A 25,723-nucleotide genomic window follows, 5' to 3' on the forward strand; every position below is an offset into this window, starting at 1 on the left:
CTGAAGACGAAGGGGCATCCGCTCTTCAGCCAGCTGCTGACCCAGATGGCCTCGGCCGAGGCGGAGTCCGACGAGATGCTGCGCGTGCGGCTCACGCCCCAGCGCAGCCGCGATCTCCACCTCGTCATCGCGGGATTGCCGATCCTGTCCGAACGCTACTGGCAGGGACGGGATTTCGAGGCCTCCACGCTGGAAGCGCCGCTCGGCTCCGGCCCTTACAAGGTCGGCCCCTTCGAGCAGGGCCGCTTCATCGAGTTCGAGCGCGTGGCGGATTACTGGGGCAAGGACCTGCCGGTGAATGTGGGCTTGAACAATTTCGACCGCATCCGCTACGAGTATTTCCGCGACCGGATCGTGGCTTTCGAAGCTTTCAAGAACGGCACGTTGACCTACAACGAGGAATACACGTCCCGCATCTGGTCGACGGGCTATGATTTTCCGGCCATGCGCGAAGGCCGCGTGAAAAAGGAAGAGATCTCGAACGACGCGCCCTCGAACGTTCAGGGATGGTACTTCAACACCCGGCGCGAAGCCTTCAAGGATCCGCGCATCAGGGAAGCCGTCGGCCTTGCCTTCGATTTCGAATGGACCAACGCCAACATCATGTTCGGCTTGTACAAGCGCACGAGCTCGTTTTTCGAGAACAGCGACATGAAGGCCGTGGGCAAGCCCTCGCCGGAGGAACTCGCCCTGCTGGAGCCGTTCCGCGACAGGCTGCCTGCCTCGGTGTTCGGGGAGCCCGTGATGCCGCCGGTCTCCGATGGCTCGGGACAGGACCGCCGTCACTTGCGCCGGGCCGAAGAACTCCTGCGCGAAGCAGGCTGCAAACGCGAGGGCGGCGTGCTGAAGCTGCCGAACGGGCAGCCTTTCAGGATCGAGTTCCTGGACTTCCAGCCGTCGCTCCAGCCCCATACCCAGCCATTCCAGGCCAACCTGAAACGGCTCGGCATCGATGCCTCCTCCCGCATCGTGGATGCCGCCCAGTACCGCTCCCGCATGGATGCCTACGACTTCGACGTGGCGAGCCGCAACCTGAGCGGCTCGCCGACCCCCGGCGACAGCCTGCGGGTGATCTACGGTTCGGAGGCCGGCAAACGGCCTGGATCGCAGAACCTCGCCGGCATCGATGATCCGGTCGTCGACGCCTTGATCGAGACGCTTGGGAATGCCAAGACTCGGCCCGAGCTCAACATCGCCTGTCGCGCCCTGGACCGGGTTCTCCGTTCGGGCCATTATTGGGTGCCCATGTGGTACAGGGCCAGCGAATGGCTTGCCTATTGGGACCAGTTCTCCCGCCCAGCGACGAAGCCGCGCTTCAGCTCGGGCGCGCCTTGGACCTGGTGGTACGATGCGGAAAAGGCCAAGCGGATCGGGCGAGGGTAAGGTTTGGATACACCATTGACAGCACATGCCGGCGTGGACGCACCGCGCCTGATCCTGCGCCTCGAGGGCCTGGCCCTTTTCATCCTGGCAACCACTGCCTTCACCTATACCGACCTCTCCTGGTGGTTCTATGCGGTCCTGTTCCTCGCTCCCGACCTGAGCTTCGTGGCCTACACCGCCGGCCCGCGCCCGGGGGCTGCCGTCTACAATGCCTTCCACTCCACCCTTGGACCTGCGGCTCTGACAGGGCTTGGTCTTTCCCTTGACCACTCTATGCTGCTGGGATTGGCCGCGATCTGGGCGGCTCACATCGGGTTCGACCGCATGTTGGGATATGGCTTGAAATACGCATCCGGCTTCAACGACACCCATCTCGGCCGCATCGGCCTCAAATCCGCAGGCGTTTGATGCTGGCTTATATCGCGCGTCGCGTTCTTCTCATGATCCCCACGATCCTGGGGATCATGCTCATCTCCTTCGTGCTGGTGCAGTTTGCGCCCGGCGGGCCTGTCGAGCGCATCATCGCGCAGCTGCAGGGCCAGGAATCAAGCGCCTCCTCCCGCATCTCCGGCGGAGGCGGCGACTTCTCGGGCGGAGGCCAGAGTGCCGGCGGCACAGGAGACGCCTCCTCGTCGCGCTACCGGGGCGCCCAAGGACTCGACCCGCAGTTCATCAAGCAGCTCGAGGCGCAGTTCGGCTTCGACAAGCCGGCCCATGAGCGCTTCCTGAAGATGATCTGGGACTACGCGCGCTTCGATTTCGGCAAGAGCTATTTCCGCGACATCTCGGTGCTGGAGCTCATCAAGGAGAAGCTGCCGGTCTCCATCAGTTTGGGCCTCTGGATGACGCTTTTGTCCTACGCCATCTCGGTGCCGCTGGGCATCAAGAAGGCCGTGCGCGACGGCTCCTCCTTCGACATCTGGACCTCGGCCGTCGTCATCATCGGCTATGCGATTCCGGGCTTCCTCTTCGCGATCCTGCTGATCGTGCTGTTCGCCGGCGGATCGTTCTGGCAGTTCTTTCCCTTGCGCGGCCTCACCTCGGAGAACTGGGCCCTGATGCCATGGTATGCCCAGATCGCCGACTACTTCTGGCATCTGGCGCTTCCCATCACGGCCATGGCGCTTGGGGCCTTCGCCACCTCCACGCTGCTCACCAAGAACTCCTTCCTCGACGAGATCCGCAAGCAATACGTGCTCACCGCCCGCATGAAGGGATTATCCGAACGACAGGTGCTCTACGGGCACGTTTTCCGCAATGCCATGCTCATCGTCATCGCAGGCTTTCCCGGAGCCTTCATCGGCGCGTTCTTTGCCGGGGCGCTTCTCATCGAGACGATCTTTTCCCTCGACGGCCTCGGGCTTCTGTCCTTCGAGTCCATCGTGAACCGCGACTATCCGGTGGTGTTCGCCAACCTCTACATCTTCTCGCTCGTGGGCTTGGCGGTGAACCTCGTGTCCGATCTCACCTACACCTGGATCGATCCGCGGATCGATTTCGAAACCAGGGAGGCGTGAGATGATGAAGCGCTCACACCTCAGTGTCATTCCCGGCCGGAGCGCAGCGGAGGGGAAGGGAATCCACTCTCATGCTCACAGCTATGGATCCCCTTCCCTCGCTACGCTCGCCGGGGATGACAAGCGCGAAGGAGGCGTGAGATGAACGAGAACGTTCCCGTCGTCTCCCCGGCCTCGTCGCCCGTCGCGCCGCCCCTGCCGCGGCAGGGCTTCATCAAGCTCTCGCCGCTCAACCGGCGCAGGATGGAGAACTTCAAGGCCAACCGGCGCGGCTACTGGTCGTTCTGGATCTTCCTGGTCCTGTTCGTGCTCAGCCTGTTCGCGGAGCTCATCGCCAACGACAAGCCGATCCTCGCCTCCTACAAGGGCGAGATCCTTTATCCGGCCTTCGTGGACTACCCGGAGGAGAAGTTCGGCGGCTTCCTGGCGCAGACCGACTACCGCGATCCGGTGATCCGAAAGGAAATCCAGGACAACGGCTGGCTGCTCTGGGCGCCCGTGCGCTTCTCCTACACCACGCACAATCTCGACCTTCCCGTGCCTGCCCCGGCCCCGCCCACCTGGATGCTCGCCGACGAGCAGTGCCGGCCCATCGCGGAGCGCAACGGCGGCACGGGCTGCAACGACATCGAGTGGAACTGGCTCGGCACCGACGACCAGGGCCGCGACGTGGTCGCGCGCCTCATCTACGGCTTTCGCATCTCGGTTCTGTTCGGCCTGACGCTTGCGGGCATCTCGTCGATCATCGGCATCCTGGCGGGCGCCGTGCAGGGCTATTACGGTGGCTGGACCGACTTGCTGTTCCAGCGCTTCATCGAGATCTGGACGGCCATTCCGTCGCTTTACCTGCTCATCATCATCTCGGCGGTGATCACGCCGAGCTTCTTCGTGCTGCTCGGCATCCTGCTGCTCTTCTCCTGGGTGTCGCTGGTGGGCGTGGTGCGCGCCGAGTTCCTGCGCGCGAGAAACTTCGAATATGTGCGCGCCGCCCGTGCGCTCGGCCTGTCCAACGGCACCATCATGTTCAAGCACCTCTTGCCCAACGCCATGGTGGCGACGCTCACCTTCATGCCGTTCATCATCAACGGCTCGATCACGACGCTGACCTCGCTGGACTTCCTCGGCTTCGGCCTGCCGCCGGGCTCGCCGTCGCTCGGCGAGCTGCTCGCGCAGGGCAAGGCCAATCTGCAGGCGCCCTGGCTCGGCCTTGCGGGCTTCTTCGTGATCGCCCTGATGCTCAGCCTTCTCATCTTCGTCGGCGAAGCGGTGCGCGATGCCTTCGACCCGAGGAAGACCTTCCGATGACAGAGCCTTTGCTTTCGGTTCAAGACCTCTCCGTCGCCTTCCGCCAAGGCGAGCGCGACATGCTGGCGGTGGACCGGGTGTCCTTCGACGTCATGCCGGGCGAGACGGTGGCGCTGGTGGGCGAGTCCGGCTCGGGCAAGTCCGTCTCGGCGCTCTCGGTGCTCAAGCTCCTGCCCTACCCGTCCGCCCATCATCCCTCGGGCCGTGTCCTGTTCAAGGGCAAGGACCTGATCGGGCTGAACGAGAGCGAGATGCGCAGGGTGCGCGGCGACGACATCACCATGGTGTTCCAGGAGCCGATGACGTCGCTCAATCCGCTGCACACCATCGACCGGCAGATCGGCGAAATCCTCAAATTGCATCGCGGCCTCTCCGAACGCGAGGCGCGCGCCCGCACCCTGGAACTCTTGCAACTCGTGGGCATCCGCGATGCGGAGTCGAGGCTCGGCGCCTATCCGCATCAGCTCTCCGGCGGCCAGCGCCAGCGCGTGATGATCGCCATGGCGCTTGCCAACGAGCCCGACCTCTTCATCGCAGACGAGCCGACCACGGCGCTCGACGTGACGGTGCAGGCGCAGATCCTCAAGCTGCTCGCGGAACTGAAGAGCAGGCTCGGCATGTCGATGCTGTTCATCACCCACGATCTCGGCATCGTGCGCAAGATCGCGGACCGGGTGTGCGTGATGCTGAAAGGCAAGATCGTCGAGCAGGGAACGGTGGAGGAGGTTTTCGGCAATCCGCAGCATCCCTACACCCAGCGCCTTCTCGCAGCCGAGCCGAAGGGCCGGGCCAATCCTGTTGCGAACGATGCGCCGGTCATCGTCGAGGCCGGACCGATCAAGGTGTGGTTTCCGATCAAGCGCGGTTTCTTCCAGAAGACCGTCGGTCACGTGAAGGCGGTGGATGGCGTGTCCGTGCGCGTGCGCCGGGGCGAGACCGTGGGCGTCGTGGGCGAGTCCGGGTCCGGCAAGACCACGCTCGGCCTTGCCATCCTGCGCCTCGTGCAGTCGGACGGCCCCATCGTCTTCCTCGGCAGCCGCATCGACGGCATGCGGGCGAAGGACATCCGCCCGATGCGCAAGGACCTGCAGGTGGTGTTCCAGGACCCTTACGGCTCCCTCTCGCCGCGCATGTCGATCGCCGAGATCGTCGAGGAAGGCCTCCTCGTCCAGAACAAGGATCTCTCATATGCGGAGCGCCGCAACATCGTCGCCAAGGCCCTGGACGATGTGGGACTCGACCCCGCCACCATGGATCGCTACCCGCACGAATTTTCCGGCGGCCAGCGCCAGCGCATCGCCATCGCCCGCGCCATGGCCCTGGAGCCGCAATTCGTCATGCTCGACGAGCCGACCTCGGCCCTCGACATGTCCGTGCAGGCGCAGATCGTGGAGCTGCTGCGCGATCTCCAGAAGCGGCGCAACCTCGCCTACATGTTTATCAGCCATGACCTGAAGGTGGTGCGGGCGCTCGCCAACCACGTGGTGGTGATGCAGAACGGCAGGATCGTCGAGGAAGGATCGGCCGAGAGCATCTTCGCCGCTCCGCGCACGGACTACACCAAGGCCCTGTTCGCTGCGGCCTTCAACCTCGAAACCGCAGCATCGAACGCGGTTCGGGAATAGGACGCCACTGGTCGAACATGCCTGCGCATCACCACTCGGCCGGCCATTCGCATCACGGGCATTCCCACGCTCCCCAGGCGGGTCACGGGCACGCTTTCGCCATCGGCATCGCGTTGAATCTCGGCTTCGTTGCCATCGAGGCGGGATACGGCGTCTGGGCGGATTCCATGGCCCTGCTCTCGGATGCCGGCCATAACCTGAGCGACGTGCTCGGCCTCGCGGTTGCCTGGGGCGCCGCGATCCTGGCCCGGCGCAGCCCGACGGAGCGCTTCACCTACGGCCTGCGTCCCAGTTCCATCCTCGCGGCGCTGTTCAACGCACTGCTTCTGCTCGTCGCCGTCGGCGGCATCGTGTGGGAATCCGTGGAGCGCCTGATCGAACCCGCCCCCGTTGCGGCCGGCACCGTGATCGTCGTGGCGGGCATCGGCATCGTCGTGAACGGCCTGACTGCCCTTCTCTTCATGAAGGGGCAGCACGATCTCAACATCCGCGGCGCCTTCCTGCACATGGTGGCCGATGCGGCCGTTTCCCTCGGCGTCGTTCTCGGAGGCTTATGCATCCTGTGGACGGGCGCAACCTGGATCGACCCGGTTCTCAGCCTCGTCATCGCCGCCGTGATCGTCTGGGGCACGTGGGACCTGCTGAAGCAGTCCCTGACCCTTTCCCTCCTCGGCGTTCCCCGCGGCATCGCGGTTCCCGAGGTCAGAAGAACGCTGGAACAGATGCCAGGGGTCGCCCGTGTCCACCAGCTTCACGTCTGGGCCGTCAGCACGACCGAAACCGCGCTCACAGCCCATCTGGTGATGCCCGGCGGCCATCCGGGCGATGGTTTTCTGGCCAGCGCTCAGCGGGAGCTGAACGAGCGCTTCGGCATCGGGCATGCCACCCTGCAGATCGAGATCCACACCCCGGGACGGCGGGATCATGGCGAGGGGGACCCTCCCGAGCATCATGAGCACCGGCATGACCATCCCCACAAGGGGCACGATCATGGGGGACACCCCCCTCGCTAGAGGGCATCGCATCTTTTGCCGTAATGCCGTATCAGCGTGATTCCCCTGGTTGAAGGATCCTGGTCATGCCTCGCGCTCTTCTCATCGTGCTCGACTCCGTCGGTATCGGCGGCGCGGAGGATGCCGATGCTTATGGCGATACGGGTGCCGATACGGTCGGGCACATCGCTGAGGCCTGCGCGGAGGGCCGTGGCGACCAAGCCGGGCTCCGCCAGGGCGCGCTCCATCTTCCCCATATGACGGCGCTTGGCTTAGGCCTGGCCTGCGAGGCTTCCACCGGCCGCATGCCGCCCAACCTCGCGCCGCAAGGCCCCTTGAAGGGAGCCTGGGGTTACGGGGTCGAGACCTCCAAGGGCAAGGACACGCCCTCGGGCCACTGGGAAATCACGGGCGTGCCCGTCGCCTTCGACTGGGGCTACTTTCCCGACACCGTCCCGGCCTTCCCGGCGGAGCTGACGGCGGCGCTCATCGAGCGCGGCAGCCTTCCGGGCATTCTCGGCAACAAGCACGCCTCCGGCACCACGGTCATCGACGAGTTCGGCGCGGAGCATATGCGCACCGGCAAGCCGATCTTCTACACCTCGGTCGACAGCGTGCTGCAGATCGCGGCGCACGAGGAAACCTTCGGGTTGCAGCGCCTCTCCGAGCTGTGCCGGATCGGGCGCGAGGTCTGCGATGCGTACAACATCGGCCGCGTGATCGCCCGCCCCTTCGTCGGCTCGCCGGAAGCGGGCTTCAAGCGGACCGGCAACCGCAGGGATTTCGCCACGCCGCCGCCGGCCGACACCATTCTCGACACCCTGACGAAGGCCGGCCGCTCCGTGGTTACCGTCGGCAAGATCGGCGACATCTTCGCCCATCGCTCGACGGGCCGGGAGATCAAGCCGAACGGCAACGACGCCTGCCTGTCGGCCGCCATCGAGGCCATGGGCGATCTGCCGGAGGGCGGCTTCGTCTTCGCCAACCTGGTGGATTTCGACAGCGAGTTCGGCCACCGCCGCGACATTCCCGGCTATGCTGCGGCGCTCGAAGCCTTCGACCGGCGCATCCCGGAAATCGAGGCTGCTCTCCAGGAGGGCGACCTCGTCATCATCACGGCCGACCATGGCAACGACCCGTCCTGGCGCGGCTCCGACCATACCCGCGAGCACGTGCCGATCCTGAGCTTCGGGCCGGGCGTGAAGCAGAGCACCATCGGACGGCGGGAGACCTTTGCAGACATTGGGGCAAGCGTGCTGGCGCATCTGGGCGTCGGGAACCAGGGCAAGGGAACATCCTGGCTCTAACACCCTCATGATCCCGGACCGGCTCCACCGTCCGGAATGACGCTCGCCGCCACCCCGATTTTCTCCCGTCTCATGGCTAAGATGGCACATCCTGACCCGGCCCATTGACGCCACCGAAACTTTGGATCAGTCTTCCATAGATCGTAAGGAGGCTCTCCGGACGGTCTATGGAGAGTCTTCCCGTTCTCGCGTGGAAGATCATTGATGAGCTCACCCAACCGCTCGACGCATATCCGGCTCACCTCGCACCCCGAGCCCAACGCAGGCACCATCAAGCATCCAGTCAAGTGGGGCGCCTCGGACCCGAAGGAGCGCGGCCCGATCATCGGCACCGTCACCACCCCGGCCGACCGCAACGTGATCGGCGCCCATGGCGGCTCCTACTCGCTCTACAGGGCGCTCGCCATCTCGGCCCGGGCCATGAACCCGCTGGCGCGTCCCGATCTTCACAACACGCACCCCACCGCCGAGGTTGGCCCGCATCCGCAATGGTTCGAGCCGGGCAAGATCGTGTCCCTCGACCCCTGGGGCCATATGGCGGGCCAGGTCTTCCAGGACGACATCGCAGGCGGCATTGATGTGCGGCCCAGCATCGCCATCACCAAGGCGCGCCTCAACATGCCGGAGATCCTGTCCGCCATGGGGGCAAGCCGCCTCAAGGCCGACGGCGGCTTCCTGCACGAATCCGGCGACATCTCGGTGACCAAGATCGCGGTCGATCCCGTGTGGTACCTGCCGGGCATCGCCGAGCGCTTCGGCTGCTCCGAGGGCGAGCTGCGCCGCACCCTGTTCGAGCAGACCGGCGGCATGTTCCCGGAGCTCGTCACCCGCCCGGACATGAGCGTCTTCCTGCCGCCCATCGGCAACATCACGGTCTATGTGGTGGGCGACGTGTCGCGCCTGAGCGATCCTAAGACCCGCATCGCCTGCCGGGTTCACGACGAATGCAACGGCTCCGACGTGTTCGGCTCCGACATCTGCACCTGCCGCCCCTATCTGGTGCACGGCATCGAGGAATGCGTACGGGAAGCTCAAGGGGGCGGCGTGGGCGTCATCGCCTATAACCGCAAGGAAGGCCGGGCGCTCGGCGAGGTCACCAAGTTCCTGGTCTACAATGCCCGCAAGCGGCAGGAGGGCGGCGATCAGGCCTCCACCTATTTCGAGCGCACGGAATGCGTGGCCGGCGTGCAGGATGCGCGCTTCCAGCAGCTCATGCCCGATGTGCTGCACTGGCTCGGCATCCGCCGCATCGACCGGCTCATGTCCATGTCCAACATGAAGTACGACGCCATCACCGGCTCCGGCATCGAGGTGGTGGAGCGCGTACCGATCCCGGCCGAACTGGTGCCGCCGGACGCGCAGGTGGAGATCGAGGCCAAGAAGGCCGCCGGCTACTATACACCCGAGGGAGCGCCAGATCCGTCCGCGCTCGAGCAGGTGAAGGGCCGCGATCTGGAGCGCTTTTGAACCATCGGAAGGTGAAGCGGGTGCCGGTTTGCCGCCGGCATCCGCTTCGTTTTTAACCTTGTCGCCAAACGGCCTCGCCTGGAGATACTGGGCTGCCCAAAGACTGTGCTATCGCGTCTCCCCCGGAGAGCATCGGAGCCTTGCGTGACCGACCAGCCTGACCTGTCTTCTGAAACCGAAGCCGCCCGAAACCTTCTGTCTGCCGCCGCCGTGCGCGAGCGGTCACATCAATTGCTGCAGGCTGGCCTCGATGGCCGCCTCCAGCATTTCACGGTCGATCTCGCTCGCCTGGAGGCCTGCGCCGACGAGGTCGTGGCCACGATCCGACAGGCCTATCCGTCCCTCGACATACCCTTCCATGCCCGCTGGCGGCATTTCTCGGCCGGCGGCCATGACCGCTGGGACGCGGTCATGCACGGCGCGCCCTGGCAGGACGCCTCCGAGATGGCGCGCTCGGCCTTCGATCTCGCCATCGTGTCCGTGCTGCTCGATGCGGGCGCGGGTGCGCAGTGGCGCTACGAGGAAGGCCGCACGGGCGAAACCTATATCCGCTCCGAGGGTCTGGCGGTGGCAAGCTTCGACATGTTCGTGAGCGGCGCCTTCTCCAGCCGGCCGGAAGACCCGTTCCGGGTCGATGCGGATGTGCTGATGACCCTCACGCCTGAGGATCTGGCCTCGGGCTTCCAGGTATCCCCGAACAACCCGCTCGTCGGGCTCGAAGGCCGCGCCGCGCTCCTCAACCGCCTCGGGCGCGTGATCGCCACGAACCCGGACATCTTCGGCCAGCATGACGATTCCCGTCCCGGCGGGCTCTACGATGTGATCACCGCCACCGCCGAGAACGGCGCCGTCAAGGCGACCGCGATCCTGGAGGCCCTGCTCACCCATCTCGGCCCCATCTGGCCGGGCCGGATCACCCTGGGCGGCGTCGATCTCGGCGACACCTGGCGTCACCCGCTCGTGGAGGCGCCGGATGCCACCAAGGGGCTCGTGCCCTTCCACAAGCTGTCCCAGTGGCTGTCGTACTCGCTGATCGAGCCCATCGAATGGGCGGGCTGCAACGTCATCGAGATCGACGGCCTCACGGGCCTGCCCGAGTACCGCAACGGCGGTCTTTTCCTGGACACCGGCGTGATCGCCCTGAAAGACCCTGCGGATGCCTCCCGCGCGCATGCGGTGGATTCGCAGCTTGTCGTGGAGTGGCGCGCCTTGACGGTTGCCCTTCTCGACCGCATTGCCGATCCGATCCGCGCGAAGCTAGGATTCGCCGCGGAGGACTTCCCCCTGGCCAAGGCGCTCGAAGGCGGCACCTGGGCCACAGGGCGGAGATTGGCGAAGGAGAAGCGCGGCGACGGCTCGCCTCCTCTGAGCGTGATTAGTGACGGGACGGTGTTTTAGATGAATCAGCAGACGACAATCCAAAAGGGGACAGGCATGCAGGGCGTCACGGTGGTCGATCATCCGCTGGTTCAGCACAAGCTGACCCTGATGCGGGACAAGGAGCGCTCCACGAAGGGCTTCCGCCAGCTCCTCAACGAGATCGGCATGCTGCTGTGCTACGAGGTCACCCGCGACCTGCCCATGGAGCGCATCCAGATCGAGACGCCGCTCACCACCATGGAAGGCGCGCAGATCGCCGGCAAGAAGCTGGTCCTGGCCCCGATCCTGCGCGCCGGCGTCGGCTTTCTCGACGGCATGCTCACCCTGGTTCCCGCAGCCCGCGTGGCCCATATCGGCCTCTACCGCGATCCGGAATCGCTCCAGGCCGTTGAGTACTACTTCAAGGCGCCGTCGGATCTCGCCGACCGGATGGTGCTGGTGCTCGACCCCATGCTCGCCACGGCCAACTCGGCGGTTGCGGCCATCGACCGGCTGAAGGAGCGCGGCGCCAAGGACCTGCGCTTCGTCTGCCTGCTGGCAGCGCCCGAGGGCATCGAGAAGCTGCGCGGCGCGCACCCTGATGTGCATATCTGGACCGCCTCCATCGACGATCGCCTCAACGACCACGGCTATATCGAGCCGGGCCTGGGGGATGCGGGCGACCGGATGTACGGAACGCGCTGACGCCTCTCGGGCTTTATCCTCTACCGGCATCAACCACGGATCATTGCCTTGCGCTTCATCGTCGCCGACTGGGGAACGACCCGCTTTCGCGGCTACCTGATCGAGAACGAGACGGTTCTCGATCAGGTCTCGTCCAATGAGGGGGTCTCGGCCCTGCAAAAGGGCCAGCACCGCGACGTTTTCCTGCGCCAGTGCGGACGCTGGCTCGAGGCCGAACCCAAGGCTCCGGTGCTGCTCGTCGGCATGGTGGGAAGCCGCGAAGGCTGGGTCGAGGCGCCATACGCCTCCTGCCCCGCGGGCCCTGCGGAAATCGCCGGCGCCCTCGTGCCGGTGGACCTGGAGAACGGCCGGCAGGGACACATCATCCCGGGCCTGTTCTGCGAACCTGCTCCCGGCGCCGCGGATGTGATGCGCGGCGAGGAAACGCTCGTGCTGGGCACGGGCGTCGAGGATGGCCTGATCTGCTCGGCCGGAACCCACCCCAAGTGGATCCTGATGCGCGGTGGGCGCATCGAGCGCTTCGCCACCTACATGACCGGCGAGATGTACGCGCTCCTGCGCGAGCATTCCATGATCGGCCGTCCGGCCAGCGAGCCTCAGGACCCGAAGGGCTTCGATCTCGGCCTCGATGCCGCCGAGCGCAATCAGGGCGACAACGGCGTCGGCCTGCTCCATCTCCTGTTCAGCGCGCGCGCGTCCGTCGTGTCGCGCCGCATGGACAGCGGCCTGCTTGCCCCCTACCTGTCGGGCCTTCTCACGGGCGACGAGATCAACGGAGCCCTGTCCCAGTTCGGCCGCCCCTCCTCCGTCACCATCCTGGCCGAGCCCGGCCGCGCCGATCTCTACGTGCATGCGCTGGAGCGCCACGGGATCAAATCCGAGGTCAAGGTTCCCCAGGAGGCGCTGATTGCAGGCCTCGCACGGATCGTGCGGCAGCATGCTGTGGGGTAAGTGATCGTGTGCAATCAAGGCACTGTCATTCCGGGGCCGCGTAGCGGAGCCCGGAATCCATAACCGCTCGCGGTGCAGAAAGAGGCGCAGCGCTGATCGCCTCGTCCGAAGAAGTCGTGGTTATGGATCCCCGCCTGCGCGGGGATGACAGTGTCGAGGTTCAAGAACCTTCTACTGCAGACGATCGCGGGGGGCCCTGGGATGACACGGCCCGTTTTCGCCCATACAACTTTCGCCCGCACGATCTCCACAACCCTCCAGGTCAGCATCCATGCCCCATCCCCTCCTTGCCTCCGCGACCGACGCATCCAAGCCCATCTGGCTTGTGACGGAGCAGACATGGTCAGCCATTGCCGAGCAGTTGCCGAAGACGTCGCAGGGCTTTGCCAAGGCACAGGGGTTCGAGGGCAAGGCGGGAAGCCATTGCCTGCTGCCGGATGCGGACGGCAACCTTCTGGGCGTTGCCTTCGGCCTCAACGGAACGGACGCCAAGCACACCGACCCATTCCTCGTCGGCAAGCTCCCGAGCCTGCTGCCTGACGGTGTCTATCGCTTCGAGACGCAAGCGCCCAATCCCGCATTGGCGACGCTCGCCTGGCTTCTGGGCAGCTACAGCTTCGGCCGTTATCGCAAGCGACCTGAAAAATCCGTGCGCCTCGTGGCGCCGAACGGCGTCGACGCCGAGGATGTGGCGCGCATCGCGAACGCGGTCGTCGCAAGCCGCGATCTCGTCAACACGCCCACCAGCGATCTTGGCCCCGACGGCATCGAGGCTGCCGCGCGAGGCATCGCGGAGCGGCATGGCGCCTCCTTCACCAGCATCGTCGGCGACGATCTTCTAGAGCAGAATTTTCCGATGATCCACGCGGTCGGCCGGGCTTCGGAAACCCCTCCGCGCCTGATCGACTTCACCTGGGGCCAGGCGGATGCGCCGCGCGTCACGCTTGTGGGCAAGGGCGTCGCCTTCGACACCGGCGGCCTCGACATCAAGCCCTCCTCGTCCATGCTGCTCATGCGCAAGGACATGGGCGGCGCTGCGGCGACTCTCGCGCTGGCCGACATGATCATGGGCGCCAAGCTGCCGTTGCGCCTGCGCGTGCTCATTCCGGCCGTGGAGAACTCGATCTCCAGCAACGCTTTCCGTCCGGGCGACATCCTGCAAAGCCGCAAGGGCATCACGGTCGAGATCGGCAACACGGATGCGGAAGGCCGGCTCATCCTGGCCGATGCTCTGGCGCTCGCCGACGAGGAGAACCCCGATCTCGTCGTCGATTTCGCCACGCTCACGGGCGCGGCCCGCGTGGCGCTCGGTCCCGAGCTGCCGCCGTTCTACACCGACGACGATCAGCTTGCGGCCGACATCGCCCGCCACGGCATGGCCGTGAACGATCCCGTGTGGCGCCTGCCGCTCTGGACGCCTTACCAGAGCCAGCTCGATTCCAAGTTCGCCGACATGAACAACACCGGCGGGCCGATGGGGGGCTCGATCACGGCCGCCCTGTTCCTGCGCCGCTTCGTGCAGGCCGCCAAGGCGCATGTGCATTTCGACATCTTCGCCTGGAACCCCTCCACGAAGCCTGGCCGTCCCGAAGGCGGCGAGGTGCAGGCGGCGCGCCTGATGTACAGCCTCATCAAGGAGCGCTACGCTTCCTAAAGCATAGCAGCAGGCATGGCTTGCACCGTGCGTTGACGGCCCCCACGATAGGCTTCCAAAACGCACGGTGGCTGGCGCTTTGGCCGTGGAGCGGCTAGGAGACATGATCATCGCCCGTGCCAAGGAGCTGCCCCGATGAGTTTCGACCGCCGCCTCACGCCCTTTCGCGCGGATCTCGCCGATGAGCGCCTGCGCGGGCAGGTGGAGGCCGAGCGCTTCACGACGGGTACGGTCAAGCGCGTCATTGCCACCTTTGCCGACCTGCACCGCCACCCCTCCCGCGAGGCGCCTGTCGACACGCAGGCGATCTTCGGGGAGGCCGTGACCGTCTATGACGAGCATGAGGGCTGGGCCTGGGTGCAGCTGCGTGAGGACGGCTATGTGGGCTATCTGCCAAGCACCGTTCTTGGCTGGTCAGGAGCAGAGCCCACCCACAAGGTCGGCGCAGTCCGCACCTTCATCTATCCGGGACCGAGCCTGAAGCTGCCCCATGAGAGCTACCTGACCCTGAACTCCAAGGTGGCCGTGGTGGAAACACAAGGCGATTACGCGCGCCTTGCCACCGGCGGCTGGGTTTACGCCCCGCACCTGACCGTCCTCGATGCATATGAGGCCGATTACGTGGGCATGGCCGAGCGCTTCCTGCACACGCCCTATCTCTGGGGCGGCAAGACGAGCCTCGGCATCGACTGCTCGGGGCTGGCCCAGACCGTGCTGGCGGCCGCCGGCATCCGGGCTCCCCGTGACAGCGACATGCAGGAGCGCGAGCTCGGCACGCCTGTCGAAGTAAAGTCAGACCTCAGCGGCTTGCGACGCGGCGATCTGGTGTTCTGGAAAGGCCATGTGGGCCTGATGATGGATGAGACGCGCTTCATCCACGCCACCGGCCACAGCATGACGGTCATGATCGAGCCGATTGCAGTGGCCGAGGAGCGCATCCGCCGCACGAGCTATGGACCGATCACCGCGATCAAGCGAATCCGCTAATCCTAGCGTCATCCCGGGACTGCACCCGATCCCGGATCGGCTCCCCCTCCGGGATGCGGCATTGCTCTTTGATCCTGCCGCAGAGCAGATCAATACCCTCGCGCCCGATCCACGACAGCCTCGAACGGCTCGCCTGCCTCGTAACGGAGGATCTGCTGCGCGATGTAGCGGGCTGTCGCCTCCGGTTCGCTGGTGGCCGAGTTGTGCGGCGTGACGGTGACGCGCGGATGGGTCCAGAGGGGTGAATCCTCCGGCAACGGCTCGGTTTCGAACACGTCGAGGGTCGCCGCCTTCAGGGTGCCGTCATCGAGGCAGGACAGGATGTCCGCCTCTACTTGGAGCTTGCCGCGGCCGGCATTGATCAAGATGGGCCCGCCGAGGGCGCCATCGCGGGCAAGCTTCTCGAACAGGGATCGGTTGAGGATCCCTTGCGTGTCCGGCGTGAGCGGGATCAGGCTGATGAGGATGTCGGTGCGGCCCAGGAACTGCACAAGTCCGCCTTCGCCGGAATAGACCTGAAAGCCTTCCACACTCTTCGGGGTGCGGCTCCAACCGGCCACATCGAAGCCCATGGTCTTCAGCTTGCGCGCGGAATCCTGCCCCAGCACGCCGAAGCCCATGATGCCGACCCGCACATCGCCCGCAATCGGCGGCGCACGATCCGGCTTCCAGCGCTTGGCTTTCTGGTCCTCGTCGAAGCGGCGCTGGTCGCGCAGATGCATGAGGCAGTGCAGCACCATGTATTCGCTCATGCGATGGGTGAGATCGTCCTGCGCCACGCGCACAATGGGCACGTCGGGAAGATCCGGATAGCTCATCAGGTGATCGACGCCCGCGCCGAGGGAGAAGATCGCCTCGAGATTGGGCAGGCCCGACAGGCTGCCGGGCTTCGGACCCCAGGTCGCCACGTAGCGGATGGCGCTCCTGTCGAAATCCTCACCCAGCACCGCGATCTCGCGCCCGGGCAGATGCCGCTGGAAACGCTCGACCCACGGCTGCGTCTGCCACGTGACGGCAATAAGAAGGCTCATGCGCCGGCCCCAACACGTTCGAGAATGGAGGCGCCCGATGCAGCCTGCTCCTCACCGAGAGCATAAGCGGCGCGGACCGCGTGGGCTGCCGCATCGGCGGCCTCTTCGCTGCGCGCATGCACGATGGCGAGCGGACGGCTCCCGTCGACCATGCTGCCGACAGAAGCCAAGTCTGTGAGGCCGACCGCATGATCGATGGGGTCCTGCGGCCGCGTGCGTCCACCGCCGAGAGCCACGACGGCCACGCCCACGTCGCGCGTGGCGATCTTTTGCACGATGCCGGAGCGCTCCGCATGGACGGCGCGGATCACGGGGGCTGCCTGCAGGTGCTTCTCATGGTTCTCCAGGAAGTCGGCAGGACCGCCGAGGGCAGACACCATGCGCCCGAAAACCTCCGCCGCCTTGCCCGACGCAATCGCATGCTCGATCTTCGCGCGCGCCTCGGCGATATCGGCCGCAAGCCTGCCGAGCACCAGCATCTCGGCGGACAGCTCCACCGTCACCTCATGGAAGCGCTTCTCGCGGCGGCGGCCCGTCAGGTAATCGACCGCATAGGCCATCTCGACCGCGTTGCCGGCGGCGGACGCCAGCGGCTCGTCCATGTTGGTGAGCAGCGCGGATGTGGGCAGGCCCGCCCCGTTGGCGACGAGCACGAGGCTCTCGGCGAGCTTTCGCGCATCGGCGGCGTTGTCCATGAAGGCGCCCGAGCCGAACTTCACGTCCATGACGAGGCCTTGCAGACCGGCGGAGAGCTTCTTCGACAGGATGGAGGCGGTGATGAGATCGATGGATTCCACCGTCGCCGTCACATCGCGGATCGCATAGAGACGCTTGTCGGCGGGCGCGAGATCCGCCGTCTGTCCGATGATGGCGCAGCCCACCTCCCGGGTGACGCGTCGGAACGTGTCGATATCGGGCTGGGTGACGTATCCCGGAATGGAATCGAACTTGTCGAGGGTGCCGCCCGTGTGGCCGAGGCCGCGCCCGGAGATCATCGGCACGTAGCCGCCGCAGGCCGCGACCGCTGGCCCGAGGGCGAGGCTTACCGTATCGCCCACGCCGCCGGTCGAATGCTTGTCGAGCACCGGACCGGGCAGATCCCAGCCGAGCACAGTCCCGGAGTTCATCATGGCGCGGGTCAGCGCCACCCGCTCCGGCACGGAGAGGCCGCGGAAGAAGATCGCCATGGCGAAGGAGGCCGCCTGGCCCTCGGACACGCGACCTGCGGTCAGCCCTTCGATGAACTGCTCGATATGCTCAGGCTCAAGCGTACCGCCATCACGTTTGCGGCGGATGATTTCCTGCGGAAGAAGGTTCATGTCAGTAGGTCCCGGCGGCAGCCGTTCCGGCCCGCCCCTCGATAGCGGCGATCAGCGCGTCATAGACGCTGCTTGCCCCGATGCGGAAGGTCTGCGGCGTCGCCCAGCCCGGCCCCATCATCTGGTCGGCCATATCGAGGTAGATCCCTGCATCCGCAACGGTGCGGATGCCGCCGGAGGGTTTGATGCCTACCGAGCGACCGGAGGCCTTGATGGCGGTGAGCATGATTTCGGCAGCTTCCGGCGTGGCCGAAACCGGCGTCTTGCCGGTCGAGGTCTTGATGAAGTCCGCACCTGCCTCGATGGCAATGAGGCTTGCGGTCTCGATGAGCCTCGGGTCCTTCAGTTCCCCGGTCTCCAGGATCACCTTCAACAGGCGGTCTCCATCGACGAGTTCGCGCACCGCATCAACCATGTCCTTGGCGACAGCGAGATCCCCCCGGCGCACGGCGTTGTAGGGCAGCACGAGATCAATCTCGTTCGCGCCGTCGGAAAGCGCCTCCTGCGTATCGTCCGTTACACGGCCCACATCCTCAGCGCCGGCGGGGAAGTTGACCACCGTCGCGATGCGCACGGATGACCCCTTCAGACCCTCCTGCGCGCGCTTCACGAATTGTGGCCACACGCACACGGCGGCCACAGGCCCGCGCGGATCGAGCGCCTTCTTGCACAATGCGTCGATCGCCTGATCGGTGCAGGTTTCCGTCAGGTCGGTAAGATCGAGGCTGCGCAGGGCGCGTGCTGCAAGTTCTGCATCAGACATGGGACAGCTCCGCAACGAAGGACCGGATGAGACGCTTGAATTTCTCGGAGGCTTCCGCCGCCGTGTCCTTGGTCTCCTGGTGCGAGGGCGAGGCGCCTTCGATGCCGGCCGCGAGATTGGTGACGACGGAGATCGCCGCGACCCTCAGGCCGTAATAGCGCGCGAGGATCACCTCCGGCACCGTGGACATGCCGACGAGGTCGCCGCCAAGGACCTGCACCATGCGGATCTCGGCCGGCGTCTCGAAGCTCGGGCCGGACAGCCAGGCATAGACCCCTTCGGGCACATCGATGCCGGTGTTTTTCGCGGCACGCTGCAGCGTCTCGCGCAGGCCCTCATCGTACGCACCGGTGAGCGACACGAAGCGCCCTTCCGTGTGATCGCGCAGCAGCGGGTTGGCGCCCGAGAGGTTCAGGTGATCGTTGATCGCCACGAGGCTTCCGGGACGAATATCGGCCCGCACGGAGCCGGCCGCGTTGGTGGCCACCAGCGTCGGGATGCCAAGCTCCTTCACGAAGGCGACGGGCACGCGCATGGCGCCCGCATCTCCCGTCTCGTAGTAATGCGCACGGCCCTGGAACAGCAGGACGCGCTTGCCTTCGAGCGTACCGGCGACGAGCTTGCCCGCGTGACCGGATACGCCGCTCTTCGGGAAATGCGGAATATCAGCGTAAGCGAGGCTGACCGCGTTATCGACCTCGTCGACCAGGGTGCCGAGTCCCGTGCCGAGCACGAAGGCGGCATCGAAATGGCCGTCGAACCCGCGGCCGCGCACGAACTCGACCGCCTCTTGAATCATCTGGTGCATCGTCATCTCAGGCCTGAACGACAGGCCTTCCTTTCATCACAGCAAATCGCCCTACCGATCCGTCAGGTTGTCGGGACCGAAGGAGAAGGGCAACAACTCTTCGAGAGTAAAGCTTTTCCGGATCCCCTCGGGACCCGCAACGTGGATCGGCGTATCGGGTGCCGCGAACTCGCGGATGCGCTGGCGGCAGCCGCCGCAGGGCGTGCACAGCACATCGCCCTCGCCCATCACGACGATCCGGGCAATGCGGTTCCCGCCAGCGGCGATCATCGCCGAAACGGCACCGGCTTCCGCGCAGGAGCCGACCGGATAAGCTGCATTCTCCACGTTGCAGCCGGTGAAGACCTGGCCCTCGGGCGTCGCAATCGCGGCGCCCACCTTGAAGCGTGAATAGGGCGCGTAAGCCTTGGTCTGGATGCTCTTGGCGGCTTCGAACAGGGTATCCAATGACGCCATGCTCAGCGCTCCTTCACATAGGGCACGCCCGCGGCGCGCGGCGGGATCGCCTTGCCGATGACACCGGCGAGCAGGATGACGGTCATGAGATAGGGCAGCGCCTGGATTGCCTGCACCGGCACTTCGCCGATGCCCGGCAGCGAAATGCCCTGAAGGCGAATGGCGATGGCGTCGAGCAGCCCGAACAGGAAGCAGGCCCCGAGCGCCGGCCATGCCCGCCATTTGGCGAAGATGAGGGCGGCAAGCGCGATGAAGCCCTTGCCGGCCGTCATGTTGGTGAGAAAGCCCGCCGATTGCCCGACCGACAGATAGGTGCCGCCGATGCCGCACAGGACGCCGCCGATGACCACGGCCACATAGCGCAAGCCTGTGACGGATATGCCCGCCGTATCGACGGCTGCGGGATTTTCGCCAACCGCCCGCAGGCGAAGCCCGAAGCGCGTGCGTCCCAGGACGAACCAGGTCAGCGGCACTGCGAGCAGAACCACATAGACCAGCGCCGAATGGCCCAGGAGGGCATCGCCGAAGCGCTGCGCCCCTTCCAGCGGCGGGGTGCGCCCGCCTTGGGCATACCAGGCATTGCCCACGATGGCGGTGAGCCCTGCCGCCAGCATGTTGATGGCGACGCCCGACACGATCTGGTTGCCGCGCTGGCTGATCGATGCAAAGCCATGAATGAGCCCGAAGACCACCGATGCACCGATGCCCGCAACGAGCCCGGCCCAGGCGGAACCGAAAGCATAGGCCGCTGCGGCCGCCGCGAAGGCCGCCACCAGCATCTTGCCCTCGAGGCCGATATCCACCACCCCGGAGCGCTCGGACCAGAGGCCCGCGAGGCATGCGGCAAGAAGCGGGATCGAGAGCCGCAGGGCCGAGTCGAAAACCGTGACGAGAATGCCGAGATCCATGGCGTCACACCCTCGCCAGCTTCTGACGCGTGAGCACATGCGCCACCGCGCGCCGGAACAACCCGTCGAGGGCGCCCGCAAACAAGATGATGATGCCGCCGATCACCACCACCATGTCGCGGGTGATGGCCGGCTGCTCGAAGGCCAGCTCCGCACCGCCCTGATAGAGAATGCCGAACAGGAGCGAGGCCAGGATGATGCCCACCGGATGAGCACGGCCCATGAGGGCGACCGCGATTCCGACGAAGCCGTAGCCGGAGGTGAACTCCAGCAGCAGGCGATGCTGGTAGCCCATGAGCTCGTTGACCGCGAGGCCGCCGGCGAGAGCGCCCGACAGCACCATGGCGATGACCGTGATGCGCGCGGGCGAGATGCCCGCATAAACGGCGGCGGTCGGGTTCGATCCCACGACGCGGATCGCATAGCCGAGGCGCGAACGGTAGATGAGAAGCCAGACGCAGTAGGCGGCCGCCAGGGCCAGCACCAGCGTGAGGTTGAGCTGGGACGCCGGAACCTCGATCCCGAAGGCGGCGAAGACCTCATGCATGAACGGGATGTACGACTGCTCCGGGAAGGCGCGGGTTTCCGGGTTCATGGACTGCGGCTCGCGCAGTACGTTCACCAGCAGGTAAACGATCAACACGCTGGCAAGCCAGTTGAACATGATCGTGGTGATGACGATGTGGCTGCCGCGTTTGGCCTGAAGATAACCGGGGATCGCAGCCCAGGCGGCCCCGAAGGCAGCCGCCCCCAGGATGCCGAGGGGGATGAGCAGAAAGCCCGGCAGAAAGGTCAGGTTGTTCAGCACGAGCGCGATGCCGAGGCCCGCAAGCGTCGCCTGTCCCTCGCCGCCGATGTTGAACAGCCCAGCATGGTAGGCCACCGCAACCGCCAGCCCGACGAAGATGAAGTCCGTCATGTAGAACAGGGTGAAGCCGAGCCCCTCCCCCGTGCCGAGGCTGCCCTGGAGCAGCCAGCGGGTGGCCGTCAGCGGGTTCTCGCCGATGGCGACCACGACGAGGCCGGCCACGAGAAAAGCCGCCACCACGGAGATGGCGGGCACGAGAACCGTATCGGCCCATTTGGGCAGGTCGAGAGGAGCGCTCACGTTTGAGTATCCGGCAGGAACATGTGGCCCTGTTCGTCGAGAGGAAAGAACGGGTTCCAGGCCACTTCCCAGAGGTGCCCGTCAGGATCTGCGAAATAGCCCGAATAGCCGCCCCAGAAAACATCGTGCAGGGGCTTGATCGGGCGCGCGCCCGCCTTCACCGCAAGGGCGTAGACTTCGTCCGCTTCCTGCTTCGAGCGCGCGTTGTAGGCAAGCGTGATGGCGGCAAAGCCGGTGGGCTTGTCCTCGACGCCCGCATCCTTGGCCAGATCGGCGCGCCCGAAGAGGCCGAGCGCCAAGCCGTTGGCCTGATAGAAGGCGACGCTGGGCTGGCTGGCGGAGGAGGCTTTCCAGCCCCAGGCCTCGTAGAAGGCGCGCGACTTTGCAAGATCCGCGACGCCAAGGGTCACAAGGGTCAGTCGCGGCTGCATCAGGCGGCCTCGTCCGTGATGCCGGCCATGAGCAGGCCGAGATCCTGCTCGTTGGTCTCGGAGGCCTTGCGCTCGCCGGTGATCTTGCCGCCGCACATGGTGAGGATGCGGTCGGAGAGATTCATGATCTCGTCGAGTTCCACGGAAACCAGCAGGATGCCGACGCCCGCATCGCGCAACGCGATCAGGCGGCGGTGGATGAACTCGATGGCGCCGATATCGACGCCGCGGGTCGGCTGGCCGACGAGCAGCACCTTCGGATTGCGCTCGATCTCGCGCGCCAGAACGATCTTCTGCTGGTTGCCGCCGGAAAACTTCGACGATTTGAGCCGCGGCGCCGGCGGGCGCACATCGTACTGCTCCATCTTCCTGGCAAGATCCGCGATCAGGCGTTCATGGTCGAGGATCGGCCCACGGCCGAGATGCGGCTCGTCGCTGAAGCCCAGGATGGCGCTCTCAAAGGCCGGGAACGCGGGCACAAGCCCCATGCGCAGCCGGTCTTCCGGCACGTGCAGGAGGCCGAGTTCGCGCATGCGGTGCGGGTTGTGCTCGCTGGAATGGACGGGGCTCCCCTCCAGCCGGATCGAGCCGAGCATGGGCGGGCGCATGCCGGCGATGGCCTCCAGCAATTCGCTCTGGCCGTTGCCGGCCACCCCTGCGATGCCGACGATCTCGCCCGCACGAACGGTAAAGGACGCATTCGCCACACGCAGCACGCCGCGGGCATCGACGACGGACAGGTTGTCGACCTCGAGCAGGGGCGCGCCGGGCACCTTCTCGGCCTTTTCGACGCGCAGGAGCACGCGGCGGCCCACCATCAGCTCGGCCAATTCAGGCGGCGAGGTACTGGCGGTTTCGAGAGTGGCCACCATCTCGCCGCGGCGCATCACGGAGACGCGGTCCGTGATCGCCATGATCTCGCGCAGCTTGTGCGTGATGAGGATGACGGTCTTGCCCTGCTCCTTCAGCGACCGCAGCAGCCCGAACAGCGCATCAGCTTCCGGCGGCGTCAGCACGGCGGTGGGCTCGTCGAGGATGAGAATATCCGCGCCGCGATAGAGAGCTTTCAGGATTTCGACGCGCTGCTGCAGGCCGACGGACAGGTCGCCCACAACGGCGTCCACGTCGATCTCGAGGCCGTAATCCCTGGCAAGCCGCGCAAGCTCGGCCCGAACTTTCGCCTCGCCCACGCGCAGCATGGCACCGCCCTCGGCGCCGAGCATCACGTTCTCGACGACCGTCAGGGTCTCGACCAGCATGAAGTGCTGGTGGACCATGCCGATGCCCGCCTGAATGGCGTCATTGGGCGACCGGATGGCAATGGGTTTGCCGTTGACCCGGATCTCGCCGGAATCCGCCTCGTAGAACCCGTACAGGATCGACATGAGCGTCGACTTGCCCGCGCCGTTCTCGCCGACGATGCCGTGGATGGTGCCGCGCTCGACGGAAAGGTTCACATCCTTGTTGGCGTGAACGGCGCCGAAGCTCTTGTTGATGGCGATGAGTTGGATGGCTGGGGACATCGGCCTCGGACGATCTGCCGGCAAATACGAGAGACGGAGCCGGATCTTATCGGAAAAACAAAGAACTCGCTCAAAAAATCGGCCGCAGGCCTCCTCGAGCCTGCGGCCGAAAGGATGCGTCAGCTTACATCGGGCACTTGGAGTCCGACATGTAGTCGTGCACCTTGATGGCGCCGGACTTGATGTCGGCGGCGGCCTTGTCGGCGGCGGCCTTCATCTCGGGGGTGATCAGCGCCTTGTTGTTGTCGTCGAGCGCCCAGGCCACGCCGTCCTCGGCAAGGCCGAGGTTCGAGACGCCGGCCTTGAAGGTGCCCTTCTTGGCCTGATCGAAGGCGTTGTAGGCCGCCAGATCCACGCGCTTGACCATGGAGGTCAGGATCTTGCCGGGATGCATGGCGTTCTGGTTCGAGTCGACGCCGATGCCCAGCTTGCCCGCGTCGGCCGCGGCGCGCAGCACGCCCACGCCCGTGCCGCCGGCCGCATGATAGATCACGTCGGCGCCGCGATCGATCTGGCTCTTGGCGAGTTCGCCGCCCTTGACCGGATCGTTCCAGGCCGTGCCCGTCGTGCCGGTCATGTTCTGGAACACCTCGGCGTCCTTCTTGGCGTGCTTCACGCCCTGGACGTAGCCGCAGGCGAACTTGCGGATGAGCGGGATGTCCATGCCGCCCACGAAGCCGACCTTGTTGGTCTTGGAGGCCTGGGCCGCCAGGAGGCCGACCAGGAACGAGCCCTCGTGCTCCTTGAACAGCACGGACTGGACGTTCGGCTTCTCGACCACGGCATCGATGATGGCGAACTTGATGTTGGGGAACTCGTCGGCCACCTTCTTCAGCGCGGTTTCCTGGGAGAAGCCCACGGCCAGGATCGGCGAGAAGCCGTCGCGGGCGAAGCGGCGCAGGGCCTGCTCGCGCTGGGCGTCGTTCTGCGGCTCGAAATCGCGGTAATCGGTGCCGGTATCCTTCTTGTACTTCTCGGCGCCGGTGTGGACGCCCTCGTTGAAGGATTTGTCGAACTTTCCGCCGAGATCGTAGACGATGGCGGGCTTGAAGGCGGCCTGCTGCGCGAAGGCAGCCGTGGCGGAGAAGGCAAGGCCCGCAAGCGCGAAGCCAAATTTAGTGATAGTCATCGGCATTGTTCCCTGTTTGACGCCGGGCTTGTTGTCCGGTTGCCCCTTGACGATGGCACGGCAAGGGTCACAACGCCAAGGCCCCTGTCAAGACGGCACGTTATTTCCTTCACGGGATGGTTGATGGCAGGAGCCGTTCCCCTAAGGTCACGGCATGCCTCTAACACCCGACGAAATCGACCGCTACGCCCGACACCTCGTCCTCCAGGACGTGGGAGGCCCCGGCCAGCTGAAGCTGAAAGCCGCTCGCGTTCTCGTGATCGGCGCCGGAGGCCTGGGCGCTCCCCTGATCCAGTATCTCGCCGCAGCCGGGATCGGCACGATCGGCATCGTAGACGACGACGTGGTGTCCGTGTCCAACCTGCAGCGGCAGGTGATCCATGGGACGCAGGATCTTGGGCGCTTGAAGATCGAGAGTGCGGCCGAGGCCGTCAGGCTGCTCAATCCTCACGTTGTGGTGGAGCCCCATTGGCTTAGGATTACGGAGGGGAATGCGCGGGATCTGATCGGCCGATACGATGTGGTGGCCGATGGGTCGGACAACTTCGAGACCCGCTACGCGGTGTCCGATGCCTGCTTCTTCGAAAAAAAGCCGCTGGTGACCGCAGCGCTCGGGCAGTTCGATGGTTCGCTCACCACGATCCGGGCCCATGAGACCGGACCGGACGGCAGGCCCAACCCCACCTATCGCTGCCTCTTTGCCTCCCCGCCTCCCGCTGGCGCGATCCCCACCTGCGCGGAAGCGGGCGTGCTCGGCGCGCTTGCCGGGGTCATGGGCAGTCTGATGGCCATGGAGGTGATCCGGGAGATCGTCGGGTTCGGCGAGAGCCTCGTGGGGCGGCTTCTCATGGTCGATGCGCGGGGGATGCGGTTCGATACGGTTCGCTATGGCTGGGATGAGGCGAACCCGCTGAGCGGGTCCTCACAGGCGTCATCCCGGACGCGGCACAGCCGCGATCCGGGATCGTAGGACGAGTAAAGCGCCTTATTCTGGA

24 protein-coding genes and 1 pseudogene are annotated in these 25,723 nt (G+C 65.6%); 15 read left to right on the forward strand and 10 right to left on the reverse strand.

Features of this window, described 5'->3' with window-relative positions; translation table 11 throughout:
* From JKG68_RS15365 to JKG68_RS15430, 14 genes and pseudogenes are all read left to right on the forward strand, one after another.
* Positions 1–1,383: extracellular solute-binding protein (locus tag JKG68_RS15365; protein ID WP_202061076.1), on the forward strand; the 1,383-nt coding region annotated here is incomplete at its 5' end.
* Positions 1,384–1,398: 15 nt separating this feature from the next.
* Positions 1,399–1,791 carry a DUF4260 domain-containing protein gene (locus JKG68_RS15370; protein ID WP_202061078.1) on the forward strand — a complete coding sequence of 131 codons (393 nt, stop codon included), beginning with the start codon at positions 1,399–1,401 and terminating at the stop codon, positions 1,789–1,791.
* Positions 1,791–2,900 (forward strand): microcin C ABC transporter permease YejB, encoded by a 1,110-nt coding sequence (locus JKG68_RS15375; protein ID WP_202061080.1) that lies wholly within the window; start codon positions 1,791–1,793, stop codon positions 2,898–2,900. Before JKG68_RS15370 ends, JKG68_RS15375 begins: the two co-directional genes overlap by 1 nt.
* A 141-nt stretch (positions 2,901–3,041) precedes the next feature.
* Positions 3,042–4,205: an ABC transporter permease gene (locus tag JKG68_RS15380; RefSeq protein WP_202061081.1), complete on the forward strand. Its 1,164-nt coding sequence runs from the start codon at positions 3,042–3,044 to the stop codon at positions 4,203–4,205.
* Positions 4,202–5,830, forward strand: a complete 1,629-nt coding sequence (locus tag JKG68_RS15385; protein ID WP_202061083.1) for an ABC transporter ATP-binding protein — start codon at positions 4,202–4,204, stop codon at positions 5,828–5,830. The genes JKG68_RS15380 and JKG68_RS15385 overlap by 4 nt, the downstream gene beginning before the upstream one ends.
* Before the next feature lie 17 nt (positions 5,831–5,847).
* Positions 5,848–6,843, forward strand: coding sequence for a cation diffusion facilitator family transporter (locus tag JKG68_RS15390; protein ID WP_202061085.1), 996 nt, complete (start codon positions 5,848–5,850; stop codon positions 6,841–6,843).
* Between the two features lie 65 nt (positions 6,844–6,908).
* Positions 6,909–8,129 (forward strand): phosphopentomutase, encoded by a 1,221-nt coding sequence (locus JKG68_RS15395; RefSeq protein WP_202061087.1) that lies wholly within the window; start codon positions 6,909–6,911, stop codon positions 8,127–8,129.
* Between the two features lie 204 nt (positions 8,130–8,333).
* Positions 8,334–9,596, forward strand: coding sequence for a GTP cyclohydrolase II (locus JKG68_RS15400; RefSeq protein ID WP_202061089.1), 1,263 nt, complete (start codon positions 8,334–8,336; stop codon positions 9,594–9,596).
* A gap of 144 nt (positions 9,597–9,740) precedes the next feature.
* Positions 9,741–10,994, forward strand: coding sequence for a URC4/urg3 family protein (locus JKG68_RS15405; protein ID WP_202061091.1), 1,254 nt, complete (start codon positions 9,741–9,743; stop codon positions 10,992–10,994).
* A gap of 36 nt (positions 10,995–11,030) precedes the next feature.
* The gene (gene upp / locus JKG68_RS15410; RefSeq protein WP_202061097.1) at positions 11,031–11,660 is read left to right on the forward strand and encodes a uracil phosphoribosyltransferase; all 630 of its coding nucleotides are present in this window, start codon (positions 11,031–11,033) and stop codon (positions 11,658–11,660) included.
* Between the two features lie 48 nt (positions 11,661–11,708).
* Complete coding sequence (locus JKG68_RS15415) at positions 11,709–12,611, forward strand: 2-dehydro-3-deoxygalactonokinase (RefSeq protein ID WP_202061099.1); 903 nt, start codon at positions 11,709–11,711, stop codon at positions 12,609–12,611.
* A 271-nt stretch (positions 12,612–12,882) separates the two neighbouring features.
* Entirely contained in the window at positions 12,883–14,265 is a 1,383-nt protein-coding gene (locus tag JKG68_RS15420) for a leucyl aminopeptidase family protein (protein ID WP_202061101.1), read from the forward strand.
* Positions 14,266–14,317: 52 nt separating this feature from the next.
* Positions 14,318–14,404: pseudogene (locus JKG68_RS15425) on the forward strand (MarR family transcriptional regulator); the annotation flags it as partial.
* On the forward strand, positions 14,401–15,252 hold the full coding sequence (locus JKG68_RS15430) for a C40 family peptidase (protein ID WP_202061103.1): 852 nt from the start codon (positions 14,401–14,403) through the stop codon (positions 15,250–15,252). The pseudogene JKG68_RS15425 and the gene JKG68_RS15430, both read left to right, overlap by 4 nt.
* An 89-nt stretch (positions 15,253–15,341) precedes the next feature.
* Here the strand turns inward: JKG68_RS15430 and JKG68_RS15435 are convergent, their stop codons facing one another.
* The 10 genes from JKG68_RS15435 to JKG68_RS15480 all read right to left on the reverse strand — a co-directional run bounded on the left by JKG68_RS15435 (position 15,342) and on the right by JKG68_RS15480 (position 24,728).
* Positions 15,342–16,283 (reverse strand): 2-hydroxyacid dehydrogenase, encoded by a 942-nt coding sequence (locus JKG68_RS15435; protein ID WP_202061105.1) that lies wholly within the window; start codon positions 16,281–16,283, stop codon positions 15,342–15,344.
* Complete coding sequence (deoA, locus tag JKG68_RS15440; RefSeq protein ID WP_202061107.1) at positions 16,280–17,602, reverse strand: thymidine phosphorylase; 1,323 nt, start codon at positions 17,600–17,602, stop codon at positions 16,280–16,282. Before deoA ends, JKG68_RS15435 begins: the two co-directional genes overlap by 4 nt.
* Before the next feature lies 1 nt (position 17,603).
* A complete protein-coding gene (gene deoC, locus JKG68_RS15445; RefSeq protein WP_202061109.1) occupies positions 17,604–18,365 on the reverse strand; it encodes a deoxyribose-phosphate aldolase in 762 nt (253 codons plus the stop codon).
* The gene (locus JKG68_RS15450; RefSeq protein WP_376773155.1) at positions 18,358–19,179 is read right to left on the reverse strand and encodes a purine-nucleoside phosphorylase; all 822 of its coding nucleotides are present in this window, start codon (positions 19,177–19,179) and stop codon (positions 18,358–18,360) included. The genes deoC and JKG68_RS15450 overlap by 8 nt, the downstream gene beginning before the upstream one ends.
* A 45-nt stretch (positions 19,180–19,224) precedes the next feature.
* Positions 19,225–19,629, reverse strand: a complete 405-nt coding sequence (cdd, locus tag JKG68_RS15455; protein WP_202061111.1) for a cytidine deaminase — start codon at positions 19,627–19,629, stop codon at positions 19,225–19,227.
* A gap of 2 nt (positions 19,630–19,631) precedes the next feature.
* A complete protein-coding gene (locus JKG68_RS15460) occupies positions 19,632–20,537 on the reverse strand; it encodes an ABC transporter permease (RefSeq protein WP_202061113.1) in 906 nt (301 codons plus the stop codon).
* A gap of 4 nt (positions 20,538–20,541) precedes the next feature.
* Positions 20,542–21,645 (reverse strand): ABC transporter permease, encoded by a 1,104-nt coding sequence (locus JKG68_RS15465; RefSeq protein WP_202061115.1) that lies wholly within the window; start codon positions 21,643–21,645, stop codon positions 20,542–20,544.
* Complete coding sequence (locus tag JKG68_RS15470; RefSeq protein WP_202061117.1) at positions 21,642–22,076, reverse strand: VOC family protein; 435 nt, start codon at positions 22,074–22,076, stop codon at positions 21,642–21,644. The genes JKG68_RS15465 and JKG68_RS15470 overlap by 4 nt, the downstream gene beginning before the upstream one ends.
* The gene (locus JKG68_RS15475; RefSeq protein ID WP_202061119.1) at positions 22,076–23,599 is read right to left on the reverse strand and encodes an ABC transporter ATP-binding protein; all 1,524 of its coding nucleotides are present in this window, start codon (positions 23,597–23,599) and stop codon (positions 22,076–22,078) included. The genes JKG68_RS15470 and JKG68_RS15475 overlap by 1 nt, the downstream gene beginning before the upstream one ends.
* Positions 23,600–23,723: 124 nt before the next feature.
* Positions 23,724–24,728 (reverse strand): BMP family lipoprotein, encoded by a 1,005-nt coding sequence (locus tag JKG68_RS15480; protein WP_202061120.1) that lies wholly within the window; start codon positions 24,726–24,728, stop codon positions 23,724–23,726.
* Between the two features lie 154 nt (positions 24,729–24,882).
* Here JKG68_RS15480 and JKG68_RS15485 point away from each other — a divergent pair, with 154 nt between their 5' ends.
* The gene (locus JKG68_RS15485; RefSeq protein WP_202061121.1) at positions 24,883–25,698 is read left to right on the forward strand and encodes a HesA/MoeB/ThiF family protein; all 816 of its coding nucleotides are present in this window, start codon (positions 24,883–24,885) and stop codon (positions 25,696–25,698) included.
* The last annotated feature ends 25 nt before the right edge of the window (positions 25,699–25,723 follow it).

The organism is Microvirga aerilata, from assembly GCF_016743775.1.
GTDB lineage: Bacteria > Pseudomonadota > Alphaproteobacteria > Rhizobiales > Beijerinckiaceae > Microvirga > Microvirga aerilata.